The sequence below is a fragment of the Methylobacterium brachiatum genome (assembly GCF_020523825.1).
Lineage (GTDB): Bacteria > Pseudomonadota > Alphaproteobacteria > Rhizobiales > Beijerinckiaceae > Methylobacterium > Methylobacterium brachiatum.
On the sequence record NZ_JAJALK010000007.1, the window covers coordinates 63,316 to 86,880 of the forward strand.

The following is a 23,565-nucleotide window of genomic DNA, read 5'->3' on the forward strand; positions in this document are numbered from 1 at the left end:
GCGGCGCTGCCGTGGCCTCAGCCAAAGCCACAACCCAGGCGCGCAGCACGACGAGCCCCAAGCCGGACGCCATCGCCAAGCCCGCGCGTCCCAAGGGCGCGCGGCGCACCACTCCGTCGCCGGAGACCCTGGCGGCTCTGGGACCGGACCGGCTGATCGGACTGATCCTCGGCGAGACCGCCCGCAATCCCACGTTCAAGAAGCTCGTCACCGCCGCGCTCGCCTCCCTACAAGGGCCGGACGCCGTGGCGGCGATGATCGACCGCCGCCTGACCGCGCTCGAATCCGCCCAGGGCTACATCGACTGGCAGAAGCGCAGGGCGTTTGCGGCCGATCTGAACGCCACCGTGACCGTCATCCTCAATGAGCTGCGCCCGCTGGATGCCGGCGCCGCCCTGGAGCGCCTCAAGCGATTTCTCGACGGTGCCGATTCGGTGCTGAACCGGGTCGACGACAGCACCGGCGCGGTGCAGGGCGTCTACGAGCGCGCCACAGAGGCCTTCGTGGCGATCGCGGCCGCCCTGTCGCCCGCGGAGGCGGCGCGGGTCGCCGCCGGCCTCGTCGGCCCCTTCACGGCCGACCCGTTCGGCCCGCTCGGCACGCTTCTGACGGAGATGGTTCCGACGCTCGATCCGGACACGCTGTCGGAGATCGACACCGCGCTCGCGCAGGCAGCGTCCGGGCTAGCAAAGGCTGGCAAGGCGCGCAGCCAGGCCGATCATCGCCACATCGCAGCGAGAGGCCAGATCCTGCGCCAGCGCCAGGTGATCGCCGACCGGCGAAACGACGCCGACGCCTACATCGCCCTGGAGCGGGAGATTGCCCCCGGCCAGGAGGACCGTCTCTCGATCGCGCAACGGCTGCTCGCCGCCGGTCGAGCCCAGGAGGCGCTCGACTGGATCCGCCGCGAGCAGGAGGCCGGCCTGCGTATCGTCACGCGGGCCGATCTGATCGCAGGGTTCGACCCGCGCGGGCCCGACCGTGCGCGCAAGGCGCTGGAAATCGAGATCCTCGACGCGCTGGGCAGGCGCGAGGAGGCGCAGGCGCTGCGCTGGGCGCTGTTCGAGCGCGATCTCGACGCGCCGATGCTGCGCGCCTACCTCGCCAAGCTGCCGGATTTCGAGGACGAGGAGGCGCTGCTGCGCGCGCTCGATCACGCCGAGGCTTACGGAAATCCGCACCGGGCGCTCGCCTTCCTGGTGGGCTGGCCGGATCTGCCCCGGGCCGCCGGGCTGGTCGAAGAGAAGCGCAAAGTCTGGCTGGGCGAGCACTATTCCGTTCTCGCGCCGGCCGCGGAGGCCTTGGCCCAGGACCACCCGCTCGCCGCGACGATCCTGTATCGCCGCCTGCTCGACGGCATCCTCGAATCCGGCCGCAGCGCCGCCTATGCGCATGGCGCCAGATACCTGCTGGAACTCGACGGTCTCGCCGACCGCCTGGCCGCAGGTGCCATCGATCCGTCACCGGCCGCCTACCGGGAGAGGCTGCGGCGGGACCACGGCCGCAAGCACGCCTTCTGGGGGCTGCTGCGGGACTGAGAATTTTCACGCCGTATCGTCGGGCGACGCGAGAACGAGCCCGGGGCCTTCCGTCACTTCGCAATGACGGCACGGCGATCATACGCCTGCGCCTCGCGTGACGTGCGGGCGGGCAATCCCTATGAAGCGTCCAGAACCTCGATGGCATCGACCCGATCGGGATAGAACGCGACGTGGCCCTCGATCGGCGCAACCGCGGGAAACGGTGCCTCGTAGCTCCACACCGCATCGGCGCGCCGGGTCCCGTTGACCACAAGGTCGAAGTAACGGGCATCGCCCTTGTAGGGGCAATGGCTGGTCCGCGCCGACGGCACGAAATGCTCGGCCCGGATGTCGGCCCGGGGAATGTAGAACACCGCCGGGTAGCGACCTTCGTCCAGGCGAAGCGCATCGCGCGTGTCGGCCACCGCCACGCCGGCTGCCAGCACGCGAACCCGGCGCGGCTCCGGCGTCACGGTGATCGGATGGTCGGGTCCAGGTTCTTTCATGATGTCCTTCCGGGTTCGGGCTTCAGCTCGACGGTTCCGAGGGCGTCGGCGAGGCGCGATTTCGCGGTCCCGGGACGCAGCGGCTTCTGCTGGCTCTCGTGCGGGACCCAGCCGGACAGCCACAGAACCTCGAAGGTCGCGCGGATGCGCCCATCGGGGTCCGAGAAGCGCTCGGCATAGACTTCCGCGGTGCGCACCAGGGTCGCCCGGCGCAGGGGCGTCCGCCGTCGCTCGGTGAGCACGTTGGTCATGCCCATGGCGCGCAGGTCGCGCATCAAGCCGAACGGGTCGGCGTAGCGCACCGTCAGCGTGTCGGTATCGGCCACCGGCAGCGCGAAGCCGGCCCGCTGCAGCAGCGCCCCGGCCTCGCGCACGGCGGCGAAGGGCGCCACCCGCGGGCTGACCCCGCCCTCGATCTCGCTCTCGGCCTGGGCGAAGCTCTGACGCAGCTCGGTCAGGGTGGCGCCGCCCAGCAGGCAGCCGAGGAACAGGCCGTCCGGCCGCAGCGCCCGGCGCAGCTGGATCAGCGTTCCGGGCAGGTCGTTGACCGCGTGGAGCGCGAGCAGCGACACGGCGAGGTCGAGGCTTTCGGCGGCCAAGGGCAGGAATTCCGGGTCTCCGACGATCCGGTTGCCGCCCGGTCGGGGCACGGCCGAGAGGCGGAGATGAATCGCCTCCGGGTATCGGGCCGCGAGGACCTGTGCAGCGCCGGCGCCGGGGGTGGCCAGGTCGAGCACCGTGCCGAAGGTACGCAGCACCGCGCCGAGGCGGTCGTCCAGATCCTCGACGACGCGGTCGAGGAGGAAACCGGCGTAGCCGTTGCGCTCGGCCCTGGCGAGGCGTTGGCGGGCGAGGGCGGTGTCGAACAGGGTGGCCGGTGCATCCATGGGCCTGCACATGGCGCTTGCGGCACCGTCCCGCCAGCATCCCCTCCGCATGGCTGTGAATGACAGCGATCGCGGCTGCACACAGACCCGCGAGGTGCCCTAACCTCGCGGAACGAGTCGGCACCGTCGCCGTTCCTGCTGCGACTGGCCGCATGGCCGAGATGGATCAGGGAGTTCAGGTCATGAAGCGCATGCTCGTCGGGGCCGCCATGGCTCTCGCCGCCCTTACCGCCGCGAGCGGCGCCGAGGCCAAGGGCTGCATCAAGGGCGCGATCGTCGGCGGCATCGCCGGCCATTATGCCGGCCATCACGGCTTGGTCGGCGCCGCCGCAGGCTGCGCGATCGGCCGGCATCGGGCGAATTCGCAGGCCCGGCAGCGGGATCAGGATTTCGACCAGCGGGGCGCGCGCCCCATCTCGGCCCGCTAAGCTTCGTCCTTCGCCCGCATGACGGCGATCGCGGCCGTCGCATCGGCCCTGCGCGGCTTGCCGCGCGGGGCCTTGTCGTTGATCTACCCGCCGACCTGCTGCGGTTGCGGCAGTGCCACGGCGGATCCCGGCGCCCTGTGCCCGTCCTGCTGGACCGGCCTGCGCCTCATCGAAGAGCCCCTGTGCCAGCGCTTCGGCACGCCCTTCGCCGTCGATCTCGGCGTAGGGCCGCTGCTCTCGCCCCGGGCGATCGCCGAGCCGCCGGTTTTCGGGCGTGCCCGGGCCGTCGCGCTCTACGACGATGTCGCCCGCCGTCTCGTACACCGGCTGAAATACGAGGATCGGCTCGACCTGTCCGGCGTGATGGGCCGGATGATGGCGGCGAGCGGCCGGACGCTGATCGCCGAAGCCGAATGCGTCGTCCCGGTCCCGCTTCACCGCTGGCGGCTGTGGCGGCGGCGGTTCAATCAGGCGGCGTTGCTGGGCCGGGTGATCGCCAAAGGCGCGGGCCTGCCGTTCGAGCCGTCGGCCCTGGTCCGGGTCCGGGCGACCCGCTCGCAGGTCGGCCTCAGCCGGCCGGCGCGGGCCGAGAATCTGAGCGGGGCGTTCCGGGTGGCGACGGCGCAGGCGTACCGGATCCGTGGCCGGCGGGTCCTGCTCATCGACGACGTGATGACGACCGGCGCGACCGGGAACGCGGCCGCCCGGGCGCTCCTGCGCGGTGGGGCGACATCGGTCGACCTGCTCACCTTCGCGCTGGTCGGTGATGCCGCCGGGTAAGGCTCCCGGTCAGGCCGTGACCCGCTCGCGGCTCGGAAAGCTCACCGCCAGGGTGAAGTCGAACGCCTCGGCAATGCTCTCGTACCAGAGCGAGAACGGCGTGGGCCGGGCCAGATGGAGCGCGCCCTCGGTCTCGGTCCCGGCGCGCTGCAACGCAGCCCCGTGCTTGGCCGCTAGGCGCAGCATCGGGCCGTTGCCCGAGAGACAGCGCACATGCAGATCGACCACGCCGCGATGGCGCGCGGCGCGCGCGATCCTGGCGAACAGGGCCGCCCCGATCCCCTGGCGGCGGAAAGCCCGCTCGACCGCGAAGGCGGCCTCGGCGTGCGGACCCAGGATATAGGGCGACGAACCGGTTTCCATGGGGCGCAACTCCGCCAGACCGCGCAGGTCACCATCCACGAAGGCGCCGTACATCACGCCTTCGGCGGTCAGCACCTGCGCGGCATAGGCCCGCACACCGGCTTCGCTGACATTGCCCATGAAGCGATTCGCACGCGCCTCCGGATCGAGGCGCAGGAAGTAGTCGAGCACCGCATTGCGGTCGGCCGGCCATAGGCGCCGGACCGTGTGGGCCGACACGGCGAGGTGTCGAACGGCCATGATGGGTCTCCGGTCTGGGCGCGTTGTCGCGCCGATTGGTCCGGACGTTCCTCCCCAAAGACCCGGATGATCTCGCATCCCCATGGCCGTTGTGCAATGCAGCAATATGACTGAGCCCAGGCCTGGGCATGCTGCCATGCGCGGGCCTGATGGAACGGTTCGGCGTCGCGTGTTCTGTCCCGGGCTTGATTCGAGCCGAGCTTGCACGGCACAGGGAGGCGGCCCGGGTCGGGAACGGTCGACCGGGTGCGGGGGTGCCGGTCCGGCGCCGTGGCGAGTTGCGGGGGACCGGCAGCGTGAGCGAGCAATCCGGGAAGCGACACGCGCCCTCCGCGGAGGCTCGGGCCGGCGCCGTCTCGCCCGGCCCGGTTCACGAGCGCTACGAAGCCCTGGTGGCCACGGGCGCGATCGAGCGCGACCCCGCCCAGGCGCAGCTGGTGCGTGCCCTCGATCGGCTGCTTCAGGATCTCGGACGCCGCAAGCGCGCCAGCAAGACCAGCGCGCTCGGCTGGTTGTTCCGGCGCAAGGACGAGGCCGAGTCCCCCAAGGGACTCTACATCTGGGGCTCGGTCGGGCGCGGGAAGACCATGTTGATGGACCTGTTCCACGAGGCTGCGCCGGCCCCGAAACGGCGGGTCCATTTCCACGGGTTTCTCGCTGATGCGCACGAGCGCATCCACGCCTATCGGCAGGCGCTGAAAGCCGGCACCGTGAAGGGTGACGACCCGATCGGCCCGGTGGCCGACCAGCTCGCCGACGAGGCGACCTTGCTGTGCTTCGACGAGTTCACGGTGACCGACATCGCCGACGCGATGATCCTCGGGCGCCTGTTCGGGCACCTGTTCCGGCGCGGCGTCACCGTGGTGGCGACCTCGAATGTCGAGCCGGATCGGCTCTACGAGGGCGGCCTCAACCGCGCCCTGTTCCTGCCGTTCATCGCGACGCTCAAGGACCAGGTCGAGGTCGTTCGCCTCGATTCGCGGACCGATTTCCGCCTGGAGAAGCTCGGCGGCGCGGCCGTCTATCACGTCCCGGCGGACGAGGCCGCCCGCGCGGCCCTGGACGCCGCGTTCAAGGCGCTGACCGGCAAGGCCAAGGGTCGCCCGGCGACGATCCAGGTCCACGGCCGGGACGTGGCGGTCCCCGAGGAGGCGAACGGTGTCGCGCGCTTCAGCTTCGACGACCTCTGCCGGCAGCCGCTCGGCGCATCGGATTACATGGCCCTGGCGCGTTCCTTCCACACGGTGATCCTCGACGGGATCCCGGTGCTGACCGAGGCCGAGCGCAACGAGGCCAAGCGCTTCATCACCCTGGTGGACACGCTCTACGACCGGCACGTGAAGCTCGTCGCGTCCGCGGCCGCCGAGGCGCAGGACCTCTACACCGCCGAGACCGGCCGCGAGGCGTTCGAGTTCGACCGGACCGTCTCTCGCCTGATCGAGATGCGCTCGCACGAATACCTCGCCTTGCCGCATGGACGGGCCGATTCCGAGGCCTCGGGTGCGAGCACCGGGCTGGTGGAGACGTGAGCGGCCGTCAGGGAGTCGGATCGATCTTTCGTCTGCGGCGGCCGAACTGGCGCGGCGCCGGTCCCCTGCGACCGCTGCTCGGCTCGCCCGCCGCCTTCATCCTGCTGGTTGTGGCGCTGGTCGCGGGCACCGCCAATTACCTGGGCGGGGAAGCCGACCGCGCCGCCACCGCGCAGGCCAACGCCACCATCGCGGGGGTCGAGCGCCTGCTGTCCGAGGTCAAGGACCTGGAGACCGGCGAGCGCGGCTTCGTCCTGGTCGGCAGCGAGGATTACCTGGCGCCCTATACCCAGGCGCTCGGCAAGATCGAGACCGAGCTCAGCGCGCTCGGCTCGACCGCCCAGGAGCCGGTCCGGGCCGGCGCCCCGTCGCTCGCCGGGCTGGTGGCGCAGAAGCGCGACTTCGCCACCCGGGTGGTCGCGGCACGCCGGGACAAGGGCTTCGACGCGGCCACCGACCTCGTCCGCACCGGCGAGGGCAAGCGCGTCATGGACGCGATCCGGATGGAGGCCGCATCCCGCCAGGCGATCACCGCACAGCACCTCGCCGACCTGCAGACCCGGGAGCGCTGGCGCGGGCTGGTCCTGTTCCTGCTGTCCGGCGCGGCGGCGCTCGGGGCGATCGTGCTGCTCGCCCGCCTCGCCCTGGTGCGACGGCAGGAATCGCTGCGGATGTCGCGGCTGCTCGACGGCGTGCTGGCCAACGCCCCCGTGGGCCTCGGCTTCCTCGATCGCGACCTGAAGATCCGCCACATGAACCGGGCGCTCGCCACGATGAGCGAGCGCGGCTTCGGGGCCGATCTCGGCGCCCCGATCTGGGCGATGCTCCCGACCCTGCGCGAGGAATTGGCGCCCAAGCTCGCCGCAGCGCTGGAGGAAGGCCTGGTCTCGCCGAACGTGCCGGTGGCGGTCCCGACGCCGTCCGCCCCCGGCGGGGTGCGCCAGTTCTCGATGAGCTTCTACCCCCTGCGCGGCGACGGGACCGGAGGCGACAGCGGCCAGGATGTCGAGGGCGTCGGCCTGGTCGTGGTCGACGACACGATCCGCCACCTCGCGGAGATGCGGACCCGGCGCAGCGAGGAGCGCTTCCGCTCGCTGATCGAGGCCAGCGCGGCCATCGTCTGGACCGCCAACCCGGAGGGGAGCCTGCACCGGCGCCAGACCGCCTGGAGCCGCTTCACCGGCCAGGACGAGGCCACCTATTCCGGCCTAGGCTTCCTCGACGTCATCCACCCGGACGACCGCGCCCACACCCAGGCCGACTGGACGCGGGCGGTGACGACGCTGCAGCCCTACGCCACCGAGCACCGGATCCGGGCGCGCTCCGGCGCCTACCGCCACATGAGCGTGCGGGCGGTCCCGATCCTCGAAGCGGACGGGACGCTGCGCGAATGGGTCGGCACCCACACCGACATCACCGAGCGCAAGGAGGCGGAAGCCGCCATCGAGGCGGCCCGCGCGGCGGCCGAGGCCGCCAACGAGGCCAAGAGCCAGTTCCTGGCCAATATGAGCCACGAGCTGCGCACGCCGCTCTCGGCGGTGATCGGCTATTCCGAGATGGTCCAGGAAGAACTGGAGGATCTCGGCGAGGCCGACCTGATCGCCGACATGAAGAAGATCGAGTCGAACGCCCGCCACCTGCTCGGCCTGATCAACGACGTGCTCGACATCTCCAAGATCGAGGCCGACCGGGTCGAGATCTACGCGGAGGATTTCGATGTCGCCGAAGTGGTCCGCGACGTGGCCGCCACGGTCGAGGGCCTGATCGCCAAGAAGGGCAACACCCTGGCCCTCGACCTGGCGGAGGATGTCGGCACGGCCCATACCGACGTGACCAAGCTGCGCCAGTGCCTCATCAACCTCCTGAGCAACGCGGCGAAGTTCACCGAGAACGGCCGGATCACCCTGGGCGTCAGCCGCACCGTGGAGGCTCTGCGCTTCACCGTCACGGATACCGGCATCGGCATGAGCGCCGAGCAGGTCGGACGGCTGTTCGAGCGCTTCACCCAGGCCGACGCCTCGACGACGCGGCGCTTCGGCGGGACCGGGCTCGGCCTGTCGATCACCCGCGCCTTCTCGGAGATGCTGGGCGGCGCCATCGCGGTGGACAGCCGGGAAGGGGAAGGCACGACCTTCACGCTGACGCTCCCGGTGCAGTTCGAGGGCCCTGAGGCCGAGCATGCGGGCGTGGCCGGCGAGAGCCCGGGCGACCGTCGGACGATCCTGGTGGTCGACGACGATGCCGCCACCCGCGATCTCCTCGCCCGCTTCCTGGAGCGCGAAGGGTTCTCCGTGGCGGTGGCCGAGGATGGGCGACGCGGTCTCGAACTCGCACGCACCCTGCGCCCGAGGGCGGTGCTCCTCGACGTGACCATGCCGCAGATGGACGGCTGGGCGGTTCTGCGCGCCCTGCGGGCGGACCCGGAGATCGGTGCGACGCCGATCGTGATGGTCACGGTGCTGGACGAGCAGAACCTCGCCTTCTCGCTGGGCGCCACCGACTATCTGCAGAAGCCGATCGACTGGGGCAGCCTGCGCCACGTCATCGACCGCTTCCGGCCGGTCGCCGCCGAGGGTCCGATCCTTGTGGTCGAGGACGAGGCGGATGCGCGCGCCCATGTCTGCGCCTATCTCGGCCGGGAGGGCTTTCCGGTGGTCGCGGCCGAGAACGGCGTGCGCGCGCTGGAGACCCTGGAGGCGGAGCGGCCCTGCCTGGTTCTGCTCGACCTGATGATGCCCGAGATGGACGGGTTCGGCTTCCTGCGGGCCCTGCGCGCCCGGCCCGACTGGCGGGACATCCCGGTGGTGGTGTTGACCGCCAAGGACATCACTGCCGAGGACCGTCGGCGCCTGGCCGGCCAGGCCGACCGGGTGCTCGCCAAGGGCACGACGGGCCTGAGCGAGCTGGCCCGGGAGCTTCGGGCGCTGATGCCCGGGCACGCCGAGGCGGAGTGAGCCGTCCAGCGCTCACCCCGCCTCGGTGATCAGACGCCGCGGAACGCCATCACGAGTGCTCCGACGGCGATGCCCCAGAGCGCCAGGGTCGACCAGATCGCGCGCCGGCCCTCGCTGCGGGCGAAGTGCTCCAAACGCCGCGCATCGCCGGTCCCGGCCTCGTCGAGCCGGATCAGCACGCGCTTGAGCCGGGTCGCGAGGTCGGGAATATCGCCAACCAAGTCGGAGACCACCCGCAGCGCCTCGAAGCCGCTCTGGGCGCGCCCGAGCGGGCCGGCATTCTTGGTGATCCAGCTGCGCACCACCGGCTCGGCGGTGGTCCACATGTCGAGGCGCGGATCGAGCGAGCGGGCCACGCCCTCGACCACCACCATGGTCTTCTGGAGCATCACGAGTTCGGTGCGCGTGCTCATGTCGAACAAGGCGGTGATGTCGAACAGCAGGGTCAGCACCTTCGACATCGAGATCTCGTCGGCCCGGCGCTGGTGGATCGGCTCGCCGATCGCCCGGATCGCCTGCGCGAAATCCTCCACCGAGTGGTGCGCCGGCACGTAGCCCGCCTCGAAATGCACCTTCGCCACCCGGCGGTAGTCGCGCAGGATGAAGCCGAGCAGGATCTCGGCCAGGAACCGGCGCTCGTTCAGGCCGAGCCGGCCCATGATGCCGAAATCCACCGCCACCAGGCGGCCCTCGGCATCGACCAGCAGGTTCCCCTGGTGCATGTCGGCGTGGAAGAAGCCGTCGCGGATCGCCTGCCGCAGGAAGCTCTGGATCACCGCGCGGCCGATCGCCTGCGGATCGTGGCCGGCGGCGGCGAGCTCGGCCGCGCTGTGCAGGCGCACGCCCTCGATCCACTCGGCCGACAGCACCTCCCGGGCGGTCAGCTCCCATTCGGGCTTCGGCACCCGGAAATCGAGGTCGTCCTTGGTGTTCTCCGCGATCTCCGAGGCGGCGGCGGCTTCGAGGCGGAAATCCATCTCCATCAGCACGGAGCGGGCGAGGATCTCGACGACCTCGCGCGGGCGCAGCCGCTCGGCCTGCGGCGAGAGCGCGTGCACCACCCGGGCCATGAACCGCATGACTTCAAGGTCGCGCATGAAGCGCTCGCGCACGCCCGGGCGCATCACCTTCACGGCCAGCGCCCGCTGGGTGCCGTCGGCATCCTGCACCACGGCCTTGTGGACCTGCGCGATCGAGGCGGCGGCGATCGGCTCGCTGAACGACACGAACAGCGCGCCCACCGGCTTGCCCAGCGCCATCTCGACCACCTTGAGGGCGGTCTCCTGCGGGAACGGCGGCACCCGGTCCTGCAACCGCTCCAGGTCGAAGGCCGCCCGCATGCCGACGATGTCGGGCCGGGTCGCCAGGAACTGGCCGAATTTCACGTAGGACGGGCCGAGCCGCGTCAGGGCGGCCGACAATCCGGCGGCGCCATGCCCCAGGCCGCGCCGCTCCAGCGTACGCCCGAGCTTCAAGGCGAAGCGCAGATGGGCCGGCAGCTCGGACGGGTCGACCAGGGCGAGGGCGCCCTCACGCGCCAGGACGAAGCCGACCCGGGCACCGCGGAACAGGTTGATCGCGGCGCCGATCATGAACGCACCGGGGCTTTCCCCCCCACCGCGACGGCGGGCGGGCGGTGGCATGCGTTGGCCAAGATCAGGAGACCTTCCAGCCGGAATGGATCGCCACGATCCCGCCCGACAGCGGCCGGTCCGTGACGTGGCGGAAGCCGGCGCGCTCGATCATGCCCGCGAAGGCGCCGCGCGTCGGGAACTTGCGGATCGACTCGACCAGGTAGCGGTACGATTCGGCATCGCCGGCGACACGGGCGCCGATCCGCGGGATCACGTGGAAGGAATAGGCGTCGTAGATCTTGTCGAGCAGTGGGATGTCGACCGCGGAGAATTCCAGGCACAGGAACCGGCCGCCGGGTTTCAGCACCCGGCGCGCCTCGGCCAGCGCGGTCTCGATCCGCGGCACGTTCCGGATGCCGAAGGCGATCGTGTAGGCGTCGAAGGCGGCGTCCGGCAGCGGCAGGCTCTCGGCGTTGCCGGTCACGAAGGCGATCCGGTCGCCCGCATCCTCGACCTTCTCCCGGGCCCGCTCGGCGCCGACGCGCAGCATCGATTCATTGATGTCGAGCACCGTGACCCGCGTCTTCGGGCCGCCCGCGGCGAGCACCCGGAACGCCACGTCGCCGGTGCCGCCGGCCACGTCGAGATGCGCGAAGGGCCGGCCCTGCGGCGGCCGCAGCATCGAGACGAGCTGCGCCTTCCAGGCCCGGTGCAGGCCCGCCGACATCAAGTCGTTCATGACGTCGTAGCGGCGGGCGACCGAGTGGAAGACGCTGTCGACGCGCCCCTGCTTCTCGTCGAGCGACACGCGCTCGAAGCCGAAATCCGCGCTCTCGCGCTCCGTCGCCCCGTCCCCGGCCTTCATGACGCTCCCGTTCTCAGAGCCGTTCCCGATCGCGCTGCGCCCGGGAACGGCTCCAAGTTCTCGATGTGACGCGCTCGCCGCCGAACCGGCATCCGCTTCGGCGGCGAGCGCTTTTAAGCCCGTGCGTCATAGCGAAGGCCGCGCCCATCCGCCATGCGTCCTATCACGCGAGCGGTGACGGATCCTCAGCCGACGCGGGCGCGCAGGGCATCGGCCACGGCGTTCGCCATGGCGCGGGTGCCCATCGGGTTGGTGCCCTCGCCGGCGATGTCGGCGGTGCGGGCACCGCTCGCGAGCGCGTCCATCACGGCGCCGTCGAGCGCGTCCGCCGCCTCGCCGAGCCCGAACGAGTAGCGCAGGCACATGGTGAGCGAGCCGATCATCGCGATCGGGTTCGCCTTGTCCTGCCCGGCGATGTCCGGGGCCGAGCCGTGGCACGGCTCGTACAGCGCCCGGCGCACGCCGCTGTCGTCCACGGCGCCCAGCGAGGCCGAGGGCAGCATGCCGAGCGAGCCGGTGAGCATCGCGGCGAGGTCGGACAGCACGTCGCCGAACAGGTTGTCGGTCACCAGCACGTCGAACTGCTTCGGCCGGCGCACCAGCTGCATGGCGCAATTGTCGGCGAGCACGTGCTCCAGCTCGATCTGGGCGTAGTGCTCGGCATGGACCTTGGTCACGACCTCCTTCCACAGGACGCCGGACTTCATCACGTTGTGCTTCTCGGCCGAGGCCACGCGACCCGAGCGCTTGGCCGCCAGATCAAAGGCGACATGGGCGATCCGCTCGATCTCGCCGGTGGTGTAGACCTGCGTGTCCACGGCCCGCTTGGAGCCGTCCGGCAGGGTCGTGATCTCCTTGGGCTCGCCGAAATAGACGCCGCCGGTCAGCTCGCGGACGATCATGATGTCGAGGCCCTCGACCAGCTCGCGCTTGAGCGCCGAGGCGTCGGCCAGCGCCGGGTAGCAGATCGCCGGACGCAGGTTGGCGAACAGCTCGAGATCCTTGCGCAGGCGCAGCAGGCCGGCCTCCGGGCGGTTCTCATAGGCGACGCCGGCCCATTTCGGGCCGCCCACCGCGCCGAGCAGGATCGCGTCCGCGGCGCGGGCACGCGCCAGGGTCTCGTCCGAGAGCGGGCGGCCATGCGCATCGAGGGCGCAGCCGCCGACGAGATCGGTCTCGGTCTCGAAGGTCGCGAGCCCGGTCTCCTTCAGGGCGTCGAGCACGACCTGCATGCCGCCCGCGACCTCCGGGCCGATCCCGTCGCCGGGCAGGAGCAGGAGCTTGTAGCTGGCCATGACGGTCTCGCGGGTTCTCTCTCGACGTGCCGGCGGGCTTTATCGAGGGCGGGGCGCGCTTGGCAAGGCGCCGAGCCGGGGCGGACCTTGTGTTTCCGTGGCGACGGCGCTACCTCTGCCGGCCACCGCGCGGGTGCTGCGTCACGCCGTCCGCGCCCCACCCGGGAGAGACGAGCCTTGGCCAGAGCCGGCTCAGCGATCGAGACCGCCCGCGCCGCCTCTACGGTGCTTCGGTCCCGTGCGCGCCGCTCCGGGCTTCTTCTTCCGCTTCTGCTTACCCGCCCCTGAGGGCCGTCTGGGCGCGCGCGCCTGGGCCTTCAGGGGAGTTTCTGCACTCGCGACATCCAGCCCCGCCCGGGGCACCACGCCGGCCCGAGCCTTCCGCCGGGCGGCCCGCGATAGGGTAACGCCATGACCACCAGCACCACCGCCCGCGAACGCATCGTCATCTTCGACACGACCCTGCGCGACGGCGAGCAATGCCCCGGCGCCACCATGACCCACGACGAGAAGCTCGCGGTCGCAGAGCTCCTCGACACGATGGGCGTCGACATCATCGAGGCCGGCTTCCCGATCGCGTCGATCGGTGACTTCGAGGCCGTATCGGAGATCGCCCGGCGCACCAAGCGCGCCACCATCGCGGGTCTCGCCCGCGCGATTCCCGCCGACATCGCCCGGGCCGGCGAGGCGGTGCGGCACGCCAAGCGCGGGCGGATCCACACCTTCGTGTCGACCTCGCCGATCCACCTCGCCCACCAGATGCGCAAGACCCAGGACGAGGTGCTCGAGATCATCCTGAAGACCGTGGCCCAGGCCCGCGACCTCGTCGAGGACGTGGAATGGTCGGCCATGGACGCGACCCGCACGCCGATCGACTACCTGTGCCGCTGCGTCGAGGCGGCGATCAAGGCCGGCGCCACCACGATCAACCTGCCCGACACGGTGGGCTACGCGACGCCCTCCGAGTACCGCGACATGTTCGCGTCCGTGCGCGAGCGGGTGCCGAACGCCGACCAGGCCGTCTTCTCGGTCCATTGCCACAACGATCTCGGCCTCGCGATCGCCAATTCGCTGGCCGGCATCGAGGGCGGCGCAAGGCAGGTCGAGTGCACGATCAACGGTATCGGCGAGCGGGCCGGCAACGCCGCGCTCGAGGAGATCGTCATGGCCCTGCGCACCCGCGCGGACGTCCTGCCCTACGAGACCGGCATCGAATCGACCATGCTGACCCGCGCCTCGAAGCTGGTGAGCCACGCCACCAACTTCCCGGTGCAGTTCAACAAGGCGATCGTCGGCCGCAACGCCTTCGCGCACGAGAGCGGCATCCACCAGGACGGCATGCTCAAGAACGCCGAGACCTACGAGATCATGACCCCGGCCTCGGTGGGCCTGACCAAGACCTCCCTGGTGATGGGCAAGCATTCCGGCCGGGCGGCCTTCCGCTCCAAGCTCGACGATCTCGGCCTGCACCTGTCCGACAACCAGTTCCAGGACGCGTTCGAGCGGTTCAAGGCCTTGGCCGACCGGAAGAAGCACGTCTACGACGAGGATATCGAGGCGCTCGTCGACGAGAACCTCGCCACCGCCCATGACCGGATCCGGCTGGTCTCGCTGTCGGTCATCGCCGGCACGCGGGGGCCGCAGCGCGCCACCCTGCGCATCGCCGACGAGACCGGGACGCGGATCGAGGAGGCGGACGGCAACGGGCCGGTGGACGCCGTGTTCAACGCGATCACCGCCCTGGTGCCGCACAAGGCCGAGCTGGAGCTGTATCAGGTCCAGGCCGTCTCCGGCGGCACCGACGCCCAGGCCGAGGTCTCGGTGCGCCTGCGCGACGGCGAGCGCAGCGTCACCGCCCGCGGCGCCGATCCCGACACGCTGGTGGCCTCCGCCAAGGCGTATCTCTCGGCGTTGAACAAGCTCGCGGCCCACGCCGTGCGGGTTCATGCACAGCACGCGGCGGCGGAATAGCAAAAAACCTGCGTCCGGGGGTGGACAGCCCCCGGATGCGTTGGTATCAGCCCGCCACCCCGGACGGACTTGGTGGCCACCGGGGCGGGTCGCAGACGCGATCGGGCGCATAGCTCAGTTGGTAGAGCAGCTGACTCTTAATCAGCGGGTCCTAGGTTCGAACCCTAGTGCGCCCACCAAGATTTTCCGAACATTCTTTCGAGACGGCAACCCTGAGGCCGCGGCTGAGTCGCTGCGCTTGGGGTTTCCGCGTTCTGGCCGGAGCGGCGGACGGGAAGGGTCCGGCGGCGAAGCGCCGTGCGGCCTGCTGGTCCGTACACAACGAAATCCAAACCTCTCCGATAGCGTGCAGGACAATTTCTCCCGCCTGTGCGATCTAGATTTCGGAACTATCTCCGCCTGAAGATGGTCTAGCCGTCGCTTGTCGATGGTTGAACTCGGAGATTTGTCGGTTGGTTCGTTTCGCCTCGATCGTTGCCGCCGCAGGCGCCCTGGCGACGTGCGGGCCCGCCTGGGCGGCGCCGGAGATCACCCTGGCGGCGATCGCGACGGGCCGGCTCTACGTCGTCGGGACCACCGATCGCCCACACATGCCCGTGGTGCTGGAGGACAAGTTCCGCACCGAATCGGATGACAAGGGCAAGTTCCAGTACGAATTGGTCTACCACCCGGCCCGCTGCATCGTCGCGGCTACGATCGACGGCAAGGCCGTCGAAGCGGTCGTGAGCAATTGCGGGCAGCAATGCACGCTCGCTCCGCCGAACGCCGCGGCGGGTGCCGCGTCTGCCGCGGCGCCGCTCCCGGCGATGCCGGGGCGGGCAGGGTTGCCCGCGGCCGCCGGCCCGCCGACGCGTGCGCCGCAGAACCGGGCGAATGCTGCGTCGCCTCCGGAGCGCCCGGGCGCCACATCGGAGCCCGTCGCACCGGCTCCGGCCGGGCCGGCGGCCGGCGCAGCCAGGAAGGTCCAGATCGAGCGGCCGCCGCGGCCGCCTCAGCGCCCTGTCACGCAGGCGCCTCCGCAGGCCCGTGCCGTCCAGCCCGCGAAGCCGGCCCGCAAGCCCCGGCCGTTGCCGCGTGAGGCCCCCGACGATGCCGGTCCGCCGATCGCCGACTGATCGGCGGACCACGTGGTCGCGGATGCAGCCGGATCGCGGGGTCCATCAAGGATCGTAGCGCACCCGGCCGCATCGGCGATCGGACCGGCCGACCGCCTGCACGCCACTTCACGTGACATTTTAACTCAGACAAATATCGGACACGTCTTATCGCCGGGTTTGTTGTCTATGCTATATTAGCAAAGTTTATACTGTATAAAACTTTGTTCCTAAACTATTCGTGCGGAAGCACGAATGCAATTTATGATCTCTGAACCGTTGTTAAAAAGCTACCCTTTTTGCGCGAGACGCGAGATAATCCCACGATCCAAGATTGAAAATGATGGGTCGACCGCCGACGCGATGAAGACACTTTTTTCGGCCCTCGGCGAGCATTCCGACACCAATTTCCGGATCTGGAAAGATTTCGCGAATGCTCGCCTGATGCCGGCGGAGCTGTATCGGGTCGGCGACGGCACGTTCCACGGCCTGTTCGAGGGAACCGATCTCGGATCGCAGCTGATCACGCGCTCAACCTTCAGCGCCGTGCGCGTCGAATCGACACCGACGACGCTCCGCAGAAACGACAAGCGGGACACCCTCGCGGTCACGGTCAAGCTGTCCGGAACCTCCATGTGCGAGCAGTTCGGTCGCCAAGCGATCGTACAGTCCGGCGAGATCATGGTCTTGGATCGGGCGAGCCCGTCCATCCGGCAAACGACCGGGCCTTCTCGCTCGCTCCTTCTGGAGATCCCGCGCGACCGCCTGGAGAACCTCCTGGGTGACGCGCGCCATTTCTCGGTCCTGAGCGTCGGGGCCGATCTCGGAAGCGCCCGGCTGGTGACGACGTTCCTCGACACGTTGCTAAGGGTCGAGAACACCTTCACGCCTGACGCCGCCCAGCGGATGTCGGCGATCGCCGTGGACCTCGTCGCGGCCGGCATCGCCGAGCGCCTGGCGCGCGAGGTGCCACGACCGCTGCACGGCACCGTCGTGGTCCAACGCGCCAAAGCCTATGTCGAGGCTCATCTCGGCGACCCGGCCCTCGACCCGCCTCAGCTCGCCGCGGCGGTGGGTGTGTCGCTGCGCCGGCTGCAGGAGCTGTTCCACGAGCATGACCAGCACATCTCCGACTGGATCTGGCAGCGGCGGCTGGAGACGGCGGCCAAGCGGTTGACCGATCAGGGATGCCGCCATCTCTCCATCGGCACTCTGGCCTATGGCTGCGGCTTCGCAAGCCAGGCCCACTTCTCCCGCCGGTTCAAGGACCGGTACGGCATGGCGCCGAGTGAATTCCGCCATCTCTCGGATCAACCCGCTTCGAAAGCCTGATCGGGCGGAAACGCGCGTCGCTGACGTCGAAACAGGGCCAGGACGCCGGGCGACGCCCACACCCCACCGGTCAACATCCGTAGCGCGAGAGACGCCCGTAATCAGCGGTTGTTAATCTATTTTCGGCAAGCATTCGCGGCTGCAGCTTGGAGCGATTTTGTATTCCGCTGCATTGCGAGGGTGTCGTGACGCTGCAATCTGTATCCATTCGCACGAAGCTGATCGTGGCGTTCACCATCCTGACCGTCTTCGTGGTCGGCCTGGGCATGCTCGGTCTCGCGGCCACGCAGAAGCTGCGCGATCAGACCGTCGCGATCGAGACGAACTGGTTGCCGAGCGTCAAGACGCTGAGCGAGATCAACACGCTCACGGCCCGCAGCAGCGGGCTCCTCCTGCGCCACACGCAGGCGACCGACCCGACGCTTCTCGCGAGCATCGATAAGGATATCGCCAACTTCGATAAGACCTTGAATGAGAAGACCAAGCTCTACGAGACGCTGATCAGCTCGCCGGAGGAAAAGGCGCTCTACGAGACCCTGAGCCGCGCATCCGAGAGCTTCCGGGGAGTTCGGGACGAGGTGCTGAGCATCTCCCGCCGGGGTGACAAGGCACAGGCCTACAGCCTCTACGAGACGAGCGGACTCGCGCCGCGTCGCGCCGTGTCCGGCACCCTCGAGAAACTCGTCGCCCTCAACAACGACGGCGCCGGCGCTGCCGAGGCTCAAGGCAAGGTGGTCTTCGAGGAGACCCGGATGCTGATCCTCATCGCGATCGGGATCGCGGTGGCCCTGTCCGTGCTGTCGGGTGTTGTGATCGTCCTGGGTGTCACACGCGGCATCCGCTCGGTGGTGGAGCCGATGCAGTCCCTGATCGCCGGCGACCTTGCGGTGACGATTCCCCATCAGGGCGCGAAGACCGAGATCGGCAAGATCGCCGACGCCGTGCAGGTGTTCAAGGATGGGCTGATCCAGATGAAGGCTCTGGAATCCGAGACCGCCCAGGCTCGGCTCGCCGCCGAGGAGCAGCGCAAGCTCGGCATGCGCCAGATGGCCCAGGATTTTGAGCAGGCGGTGGGCGGGATCATCGGCCTGGTCTCAGCCTCGGCGACCGAGTTGCAGGCCACCGCGGGAGCGATGTCGGCGATGGCGGGCCAGACCTCCGCCCAATCCGGCGCGGTCGCGGCGGCCGCGGAAGAGGCCGCGTCCAATGTCAACACCGTGGCGGCTGCCGCCGAAGAGCTCGGCTCCTCGGTCCAGGAGATCGGCCGGCAGGTCGACGGCTCGGCCAGCCTGGCGCAGCGCGCCGTCAACGAGGCGGATCAGACAGCCGTGCTGGTGCAGGAACTCAGCGCCGCCGCGGCCCGGGTGGGCGACGTGGTCGGGCTGATCTCGTCGATCGCCGGCCAGACCAACCTGCTGGCGCTCAACGCCACCATCGAGGCGGCCCGCGCCGGAGCCGCCGGCCGCGGCTTCGCGGTGGTCGCCTCCGAGGTGAAGGCCCTCGCCGAGCAGACCGCCAAGGCCACCGACGAGATCTCGGGCCAGATCGCCCGGATCCAGGCGTCGACCGGTCAGGCCGTGTCGGCGATCGGCTCGATCGCGACCCGGATCCAGGAAATCAGCGGCGTGACGACCTCGATCGCCGCGGCCGTCGAGGAGCAGGGTGCGGCGACACAGGAGATCGTCCGCAACGTCAGCCAGGCCGCGATGGGGACGGGCGCGGTGACCAGCAACATCGCCGGCGTCGCGGGCGCCGCCGAGGAGACCGGGACGGCGGCGAGCCAAGTGCTCGGAGCGGCGTCGGAACTCTCGCGGCAATCGGAGCACCTTGCGGCGCAGGTCAATCGCTTCCTCGCCACCGTGCGCGCCGCCTAGATCAGGACTCGGCCGCGCGCTCATCGAAGGGAGCGCGCGGCCCACCGATCAGGCAGGTTATGACCCAGGTGCGCCGGAGCACGCCCGCCGGGAAAGCTTGGGCATACATCAGGGTCACACCGCGAACACAGTCGCGGACCTGATGGAGACTTCCAATGACCCTCGCAACCCGCCTCACCATTGCCACCGCCGTGACGATCGCCACCGTCGCGGTCCTGGCCGGATCCTATGTCCAGGCCCTCAGCCTCGCCCTGCCGGCGCATTTCGTCTGATGCGGTCAGGTCCCGGCGACGGAACGCCCGGCAATCCGGCGCTCCGCCGCCTTCGAGAACGAATGCCCCGCTCCGGGGAGGCAGGCGATGCACGCCATCCTGATATCCACGGTCGACGGCGCGAGCTGGGTCGCCGACATCCTCGATAGGCTTCTCGACGACACCCTCGAGGGCTTCGGATCCGCCGCCCCGCTCATCGCACGGGACGACTTCGACGATACCGCCGAAGGTCCGCGGCTTCTGTCAACGAGAGCCCTCGCTCGGACGCCGTAGCAAACCGGCCGGTCGCCGCCCGGCACGACCCTGACGGCCCCGCGATTCGCGGACTAGGATGACGGCGCCTGACCCGAGTCCGGGCTCGCCGCCGCATCCTGCGCCTCGTGATCCGGGATCTGATAGCCGCGCTCCCAGATGCGGTGCTCGTCCGAATCGGCTGGATACGGGTTGGCCGTGATCGGATCCCCGCGATCCCGGGCATGGCGCCCTTCGTCACTGATCGCCGTCGGTGAACGGGTCGACATCGTCATCGTGCAGGCCTCCCGGTGTTTGATCCGCGCTGAGTGCAGGACCCACCAGCGACGTGACAGGCTGCCCCGACCCGGATCATCGCAGGATGGTCGCGGGTGCCGCATCGGAACGCGCGCTCGATCCGGTTACGCGCCACACCGTGCCGCCGGCATCGTCGGCGATCAGCAGGCCGCCCTGGCTGTCGATCGCGACGCCGACCGGCCGGCCCCGCGCCTGCTTGTCGGCGTTGACGAAGCCGGTGACCACGTCCTGCGCCTTGCCGGCGGGCTTGCCGTTCTCGAACGGGATGTAGACGACCTTGTAGCCGTTCAGCGGGTCGCGGTTCCAGCTGCCGTGCTCGCCCACGAAGGCGCCGCTGCGGTAGGCCTGCGGCAGGCCGGTGCCGGTCGCGAACGCCATCCCGAGCGGCGCGACGTGCGAGCTCAACGCGTAGTCCGGCATGAGCGCCTGGGCGACCAGCTCGGGGCGCTGCGGCATGACCCGCGGATCGAGGTTCTTGCCCCAGTAGCTGTACGGCCAGCCGTAGAAGCCGCCATCCTTCACCGAGGTCATGTAATCCGGCACCAGGTCGGGGCCGAGTTCGTCGCGCTCGTTGACCACGCACCAGAGGGTCTTGGTCTGCGGCTCGAAGGTGAGGCCGTTCGGGTTGCGCAGGCCCGTGGCGTAGAGTCGGTGGGCGCCGGTCGCCCGGTCGATCTCCCAGATCGAGGCGCGGTCGGTCTCCTCGTCCAGGCCGTTCTCGGTGACGTTGCTGTTCGAGCCGACGCCCGCATACAGCTTGGTCCCGTCCGGGCTCGCGGTCAGGCTCTTGGTCCAATGGTGGTTGATCCGCCCCGCCGGCAGCTCGGTGAGCTTGGTCCCGGGCTCGGTGATCTGGGTCGCGCCGGCCTTGTAGGGGTAGCGCATCACCGCATCCGTGTTGGCGACGTAGAGGTCGTCGCCGACCAGCGCCATGCCGAAAGGCGCGTTCAGGTTCTCGAGCAGGACGGTGCGCAGCTCGGCCACGCCGTCGCCGTCGGCATCGCGCAGCAGGGTGATGCGCTGGCCGGGCTTCTCCGGCGGATGGGACAGGCCCTCCAGCCAGCCCATGATGATCTCCTTCGGCCGGTTGATCGGTGGGGTCGGTCCGCCGCTCTCCGCGACCAGGATGTCGCCGTTGGGCAGCACCAGGAGCGAGCGCGGGCTCTTGAGGCCGGTCGCGAGGGCTTTCACCTGCAAGCCGGCCGCGACCTGAGGCGTCTCGCCGTCCTTCCAGCCGATCGCTCGCGACACGTGCATCGGCGGCAGCAGGTACTGGTGCAATTCGGGCAGGGGCGGGTTCGGCCCGACCTGCGTCTGCGGATCGATCGGATCCGGTCCGCAGGCGGCCAGCGGCAGCAGGGCGGCCGCGGCAAGGGCGTTGCGAATCCGGCTCATGCGCGCTCTCCCGGCTGTACGCCGACCCGATGCCGATGGATCAGTTCCGCGCCGTTCCAGCCGGTCACCAGCAGGATGACGACCACCAGCGCGGACAGGATCAGGCCGGTCGGCACCACGGAGGTGTAGGCGTCGCGGCTATGCACGAAGACGTTGACGATCGCGAGGATCAGCGCCAGCGCGTTGCCGGAGGCGTGGATCCAGGCCGGCCGCAGCCGCCGGATGGCCCGATCCCCGAAGAAATCGATCGCGCCGGCCAGGCCGGCGAAGACCGACGCCACCAGCCCGATGCTCAACAGCCAAGCCGAGAAGTTGGCCCACTGCATGTTGGCCGTCGACCAATAGGCGATGTCGGTGACGAGGGTCCCGACGAAGCAGACGATCGGGATCGGCACAAGCATCGGATGAATGGGATGACCGGCGATGCTGGCGGTCGATCGCGGGTAAGTTTCGGACACAGGAATCCCCGTCATACGATCACATCGTTCATCGACGATCCTACCGCGGGCCGCAGCAAAGGTTCCGCACCGGGCGCGCCTGCGGCCGTGTGGCGGGCCGCCGCGAAGGGGCGGGTTTCGCGCGGCGCCCTGGGATGCGTGCGGTCCCGCACCGTCGAAGATTGAAATCTGTGTCGTTTTCTAAAAGGGGCACTCGGCATCACTATTGCCGAGTCGGAGCAGCATCGCCATTTCTTGTCTCATTCGCGGACAGGCGGCGAAGTGCAGTCCAGGATTGAGCCAATGGCCGCTGCAACAGTAGAGAAGCCGCTCGATGTCGGTGGCCCGATGAGCCGCCGGGCAGCCGCGCTCGCCAACGTCAAATGGTTCCGCGCCCTCGCCTGGCGGGTGCTGCGCGAGGGCGGCCCGCAGGCCGCGCTCCGCGCCGCCAACGCCCGGGCCGCGGCCCGTATCATCCTCCGTCAGGCCCGGCGCGACGCGCTCGTCAGCCGCATGGCGCGGGAGGCCCTGCGGGGCGATCGGGTGTCACCCTGATGCGTGCTCCGGCGCAGGTCCTCGCGACGGACGTGGTGTCATCGGGCTGAGACGGGCGAACGCGCCTCTGCGCCGGCGTCTAGGGGCTTTGGTGCGCCGCGCTCGCCGAGTCGCCGATCGGGCTCGATCCCGGCATCTGGTCCGTTGGGCCCGGGGCGTTCAGTTCATCGCCATAACGGTCGCGGGCATAAGCCTCCAGATCCCAGGCATCGTCGGGAGCCCGGTAGATGAACCGCTCCGACATCTCGGTCAGCACGATGTCCGGCTGCACGCGCTCGATGTAACCGAAATCGACCTGCGTACTCCAAACAAAGTGCACCTCCCGGAAGGTTTCAGCCAGCATGATCGTCAGCATGATCGGCGCGAAGTGGGCGTAGCTATCGCCGAACAGCACCAGACGCCGCGGGTCTTGTGACTTGTCGTTGCGGTAGACGGTGTGGGAGCCGGTATGGAGGGTCCCGATCTGCCCTGAACGTTCTCGGTGCTCGACGATCGGGCTCGCGTAGATCCGTTCCGCGTCCCGCTGGAGCACTGAGAACGTCGCCCCTTCGGTCCAGGGCGGAATGCACACGGCACCGAGATCGCCGGACCAATTGGCGGCGTACTGCGTCGGCCGCCGTCGAAAATCCCGCACCGGCTGCGCTCCGAGCGCCCGGCATATCTCATGATATCCGATCATCCGCCCATCGAACGTCCAGTGCGTGTCCGTCTGGAAATACAAATCGAGATCGTCCCTGCGCCGCCGCATGGGCGCCACGAGATCGATCAGGATCGACCGCCAAAGCTTCCGACGCTGAAGATACCGCCCGACGTTGACAGCCCGGAGCGGGAACCGCCGATAATAGGGATCCTCGTGATACAGCCGCACCCCCGGCGACAAAACCCAATTCAAATCAATACCATCCAGCACATGGTCATAGACGGTCAGTTTTTCCGGAATCGTCACATGCTTGTAGCATATGCCCATAGCCTGCAGACGTTTGTGCCGGGTCAGGATCGCTTGACGCCACTGCCAGAGCAGCCAGCGTACAACGGGCGTGTCGACGTATTGAGACAGAACGTTGTTTGCGCCCTGCACAAGGAATAAACTTCCGCCCTTTCCGATATGAATGTGCTCCGGAACAAACATAGCCTGGTTCGCACGA

General features: G+C 69.5%; 21 protein-coding genes and 1 tRNA gene. 12 read left to right on the forward strand and 10 right to left on the reverse strand.

What is annotated here, in order from left to right; all coding sequences use genetic code 11:
• The first annotated feature begins 11 nt into the window (after window positions 1-11).
• Window positions 12-1,538, forward strand: a complete 1,527-nt coding sequence (locus tag LGR69_RS17000; protein ID WP_230366751.1) for a DUF6880 family protein — start codon at window positions 12-14, stop codon at window positions 1,536-1,538.
• Between the two features lie 119 nt (window positions 1,539-1,657).
• On the opposite strand, the gene LGR69_RS17005 is transcribed toward LGR69_RS17000, so the two are convergent.
• Window positions 1,658-2,026, reverse strand: coding sequence for a DUF427 domain-containing protein (locus LGR69_RS17005; RefSeq protein WP_230366752.1), 369 nt, complete (start codon window positions 2,024-2,026; stop codon window positions 1,658-1,660).
• Entirely contained in the window at window positions 2,023-2,913 is an 891-nt protein-coding gene (locus tag LGR69_RS17010; RefSeq protein WP_230366753.1) for a methyltransferase domain-containing protein, read from the reverse strand. The genes LGR69_RS17005 and LGR69_RS17010 overlap by 4 nt, the downstream gene beginning before the upstream one ends.
• Window positions 2,914-3,095: 182 nt before the next feature.
• Between LGR69_RS17010 and LGR69_RS17015 the strand changes: the two genes are divergently transcribed.
• Together LGR69_RS17015 and LGR69_RS17020 are read left to right on the forward strand one after the other, a co-directional pair.
• A complete protein-coding gene (locus LGR69_RS17015; RefSeq protein ID WP_230366754.1) occupies window positions 3,096-3,341 on the forward strand; it encodes a hypothetical protein in 246 nt (81 codons plus the stop codon).
• 18 nt (window positions 3,342-3,359) lie between these two features.
• Window positions 3,360-4,121 (forward strand): ComF family protein, encoded by a 762-nt coding sequence (locus LGR69_RS17020; protein WP_230366755.1) that lies wholly within the window; start codon window positions 3,360-3,362, stop codon window positions 4,119-4,121.
• A gap of 9 nt (window positions 4,122-4,130) precedes the next feature.
• Here LGR69_RS17020 and LGR69_RS17025 read toward each other — a convergent pair whose 3' ends face one another.
• The gene (locus LGR69_RS17025; RefSeq protein WP_230366756.1) at window positions 4,131-4,724 is read right to left on the reverse strand and encodes a GNAT family N-acetyltransferase; all 594 of its coding nucleotides are present in this window, start codon (window positions 4,722-4,724) and stop codon (window positions 4,131-4,133) included.
• Window positions 4,725-5,020: 296 nt separating this feature from the next.
• Between LGR69_RS17025 and zapE the strand changes: the two genes are divergently transcribed.
• Both zapE and LGR69_RS17035 read left to right on the forward strand, forming a co-directional pair.
• Window positions 5,021-6,253 carry a cell division protein ZapE gene (gene zapE, locus LGR69_RS17030; protein WP_230366757.1) on the forward strand — a complete coding sequence of 411 codons (1,233 nt, stop codon included), beginning with the start codon at window positions 5,021-5,023 and terminating at the stop codon, window positions 6,251-6,253.
• The gene (locus LGR69_RS17035) at window positions 6,250-9,207 is read left to right on the forward strand and encodes a response regulator (protein WP_230366758.1); all 2,958 of its coding nucleotides are present in this window, start codon (window positions 6,250-6,252) and stop codon (window positions 9,205-9,207) included. Before zapE ends, LGR69_RS17035 begins: the two co-directional genes overlap by 4 nt.
• A gap of 29 nt (window positions 9,208-9,236) precedes the next feature.
• Here LGR69_RS17035 and ubiB read toward each other — a convergent pair whose 3' ends face one another.
• The 3 genes from ubiB to leuB all read right to left on the reverse strand — a co-directional run bounded on the left by ubiB (window position 9,237) and on the right by leuB (window position 12,941).
• Window positions 9,237-10,799, reverse strand: a complete 1,563-nt coding sequence (ubiB, locus tag LGR69_RS17040; protein WP_230366759.1) for a 2-polyprenylphenol 6-hydroxylase — start codon at window positions 10,797-10,799, stop codon at window positions 9,237-9,239.
• Window positions 10,800-10,863: 64 nt separating this feature from the next.
• Entirely contained in the window at window positions 10,864-11,646 is a 783-nt protein-coding gene (gene ubiE / locus LGR69_RS17045; RefSeq protein ID WP_007559838.1) for a bifunctional demethylmenaquinone methyltransferase/2-methoxy-6-polyprenyl-1,4-benzoquinol methylase UbiE, read from the reverse strand.
• A gap of 185 nt (window positions 11,647-11,831) precedes the next feature.
• Window positions 11,832-12,941, reverse strand: a complete 1,110-nt coding sequence (gene leuB / locus LGR69_RS17050) for a 3-isopropylmalate dehydrogenase (protein ID WP_007559840.1) — start codon at window positions 12,939-12,941, stop codon at window positions 11,832-11,834.
• 411 nt (window positions 12,942-13,352) lie between these two features.
• Here leuB and LGR69_RS17055 point away from each other — a divergent pair, with 411 nt between their 5' ends.
• The 6 genes from LGR69_RS17055 to LGR69_RS17080 all read left to right on the forward strand — a co-directional run bounded on the left by LGR69_RS17055 (window position 13,353) and on the right by LGR69_RS17080 (window position 19,757).
• On the forward strand, window positions 13,353-14,912 hold the full coding sequence (locus tag LGR69_RS17055) for a 2-isopropylmalate synthase (RefSeq protein WP_007559842.1): 1,560 nt from the start codon (window positions 13,353-13,355) through the stop codon (window positions 14,910-14,912).
• A 103-nt stretch (window positions 14,913-15,015) separates the two neighbouring features.
• Window positions 15,016-15,091 (forward strand) — tRNA-Lys (locus LGR69_RS17060).
• A 273-nt stretch (window positions 15,092-15,364) separates the two neighbouring features.
• Window positions 15,365-16,027 carry a hypothetical protein gene (locus LGR69_RS17065; RefSeq protein WP_230366878.1) on the forward strand — a complete coding sequence of 221 codons (663 nt, stop codon included), beginning with the start codon at window positions 15,365-15,367 and terminating at the stop codon, window positions 16,025-16,027.
• A 342-nt stretch (window positions 16,028-16,369) separates the two neighbouring features.
• Window positions 16,370-17,338 (forward strand): helix-turn-helix domain-containing protein, encoded by a 969-nt coding sequence (locus LGR69_RS17070; RefSeq protein ID WP_412768912.1) that lies wholly within the window; start codon window positions 16,370-16,372, stop codon window positions 17,336-17,338.
• Between the two features lie 185 nt (window positions 17,339-17,523).
• Window positions 17,524-19,212, forward strand: coding sequence for a methyl-accepting chemotaxis protein (locus LGR69_RS17075; RefSeq protein WP_230366761.1), 1,689 nt, complete (start codon window positions 17,524-17,526; stop codon window positions 19,210-19,212).
• A gap of 359 nt (window positions 19,213-19,571) precedes the next feature.
• Complete coding sequence (locus LGR69_RS17080; RefSeq protein WP_230366762.1) at window positions 19,572-19,757, forward strand: hypothetical protein; 186 nt, start codon at window positions 19,572-19,574, stop codon at window positions 19,755-19,757.
• A 53-nt stretch (window positions 19,758-19,810) separates the two neighbouring features.
• Here LGR69_RS17080 and LGR69_RS17085 read toward each other — a convergent pair whose 3' ends face one another.
• The 3 genes from LGR69_RS17085 to LGR69_RS17095 all read right to left on the reverse strand — a co-directional run bounded on the left by LGR69_RS17085 (window position 19,811) and on the right by LGR69_RS17095 (window position 21,901).
• Entirely contained in the window at window positions 19,811-20,011 is a 201-nt protein-coding gene (locus LGR69_RS17085; protein WP_230366763.1) for a ribosome modulation factor, read from the reverse strand.
• 76 nt (window positions 20,012-20,087) lie between these two features.
• Window positions 20,088-21,428, reverse strand: coding sequence for a PQQ-dependent sugar dehydrogenase (locus tag LGR69_RS17090; RefSeq protein WP_230366764.1), 1,341 nt, complete (start codon window positions 21,426-21,428; stop codon window positions 20,088-20,090).
• On the reverse strand, window positions 21,425-21,901 hold the full coding sequence (locus tag LGR69_RS17095; RefSeq protein ID WP_307355375.1) for a DUF2231 domain-containing protein: 477 nt from the start codon (window positions 21,899-21,901) through the stop codon (window positions 21,425-21,427). Before LGR69_RS17095 ends, LGR69_RS17090 begins: the two co-directional genes overlap by 4 nt.
• Before the next feature lie 267 nt (window positions 21,902-22,168).
• On the opposite strand from LGR69_RS17095, the gene LGR69_RS17100 reads away from it, so the two are divergent.
• A complete protein-coding gene (locus LGR69_RS17100) occupies window positions 22,169-22,420 on the forward strand; it encodes a hypothetical protein (protein ID WP_007559860.1) in 252 nt (83 codons plus the stop codon).
• Between the two features lie 79 nt (window positions 22,421-22,499).
• Here the strand turns inward: LGR69_RS17100 and LGR69_RS17105 are convergent, their stop codons facing one another.
• Window positions 22,500-23,549 (reverse strand): hypothetical protein, encoded by a 1,050-nt coding sequence (locus tag LGR69_RS17105; protein ID WP_230366766.1) that lies wholly within the window; start codon window positions 23,547-23,549, stop codon window positions 22,500-22,502.
• Between the last annotated feature and the right edge of the window lie 16 nt (window positions 23,550-23,565).

Excerpts from the sequence above, each read along its gene's own strand:
- LGR69_RS17005 (WP_230366752.1), bottom strand. The coding sequence starts at position 2,026 with ATGAAAGAACCTGGACCCGACCATCCGATCACCGTGACGCCGGAGCCG.
- LGR69_RS17010 (WP_230366753.1), bottom strand. The coding sequence starts at position 2,913 with ATGGATGCACCGGCCACCCTGTTCGACACCGCCCTCGCCCGCCAACGC.
- LGR69_RS17015 (WP_230366754.1), top strand. The coding sequence starts at position 3,096 with ATGAAGCGCATGCTCGTCGGGGCCGCCATGGCTCTCGCCGCCCTTACC.
- LGR69_RS17020 (WP_230366755.1), top strand. The coding sequence starts at position 3,360 with ATGACGGCGATCGCGGCCGTCGCATCGGCCCTGCGCGGCTTGCCGCGC.
- LGR69_RS17025 (WP_230366756.1), bottom strand. The coding sequence starts at position 4,724 with ATGGCCGTTCGACACCTCGCCGTGTCGGCCCACACGGTCCGGCGCCTA.
- ubiB (WP_230366759.1), bottom strand. The coding sequence starts at position 10,799 with ATGATCGGCGCCGCGATCAACCTGTTCCGCGGTGCCCGGGTCGGCTTC.
- ubiE (WP_007559838.1), bottom strand. The coding sequence starts at position 11,646 with ATGAAGGCCGGGGACGGGGCGACGGAGCGCGAGAGCGCGGATTTCGGC.
- leuB (WP_007559840.1), bottom strand. The coding sequence starts at position 12,941 with ATGGCCAGCTACAAGCTCCTGCTCCTGCCCGGCGACGGGATCGGCCCG.
- LGR69_RS17055 (WP_007559842.1), top strand. The coding sequence starts at position 13,353 with ATGACCACCAGCACCACCGCCCGCGAACGCATCGTCATCTTCGACACG.
- LGR69_RS17070 (WP_412768912.1), top strand. The coding sequence starts at position 16,370 with ATGAAGACACTTTTTTCGGCCCTCGGCGAGCATTCCGACACCAATTTC.
- LGR69_RS17080 (WP_230366762.1), top strand. The coding sequence starts at position 19,572 with ATGCACGCCATCCTGATATCCACGGTCGACGGCGCGAGCTGGGTCGCC.
- LGR69_RS17085 (WP_230366763.1), bottom strand. The coding sequence starts at position 20,011 with ATGACGATGTCGACCCGTTCACCGACGGCGATCAGTGACGAAGGGCGC.
- LGR69_RS17090 (WP_230366764.1), bottom strand. The coding sequence starts at position 21,428 with ATGAGCCGGATTCGCAACGCCCTTGCCGCGGCCGCCCTGCTGCCGCTG.
- LGR69_RS17095 (WP_307355375.1), bottom strand. The coding sequence starts at position 21,901 with ATGACGGGGATTCCTGTGTCCGAAACTTACCCGCGATCGACCGCCAGC.
- LGR69_RS17100 (WP_007559860.1), top strand. The coding sequence starts at position 22,169 with ATGGCCGCTGCAACAGTAGAGAAGCCGCTCGATGTCGGTGGCCCGATG.
- LGR69_RS17105 (WP_230366766.1), bottom strand. The coding sequence starts at position 23,549 with ATGTTTGTTCCGGAGCACATTCATATCGGAAAGGGCGGAAGTTTATTC.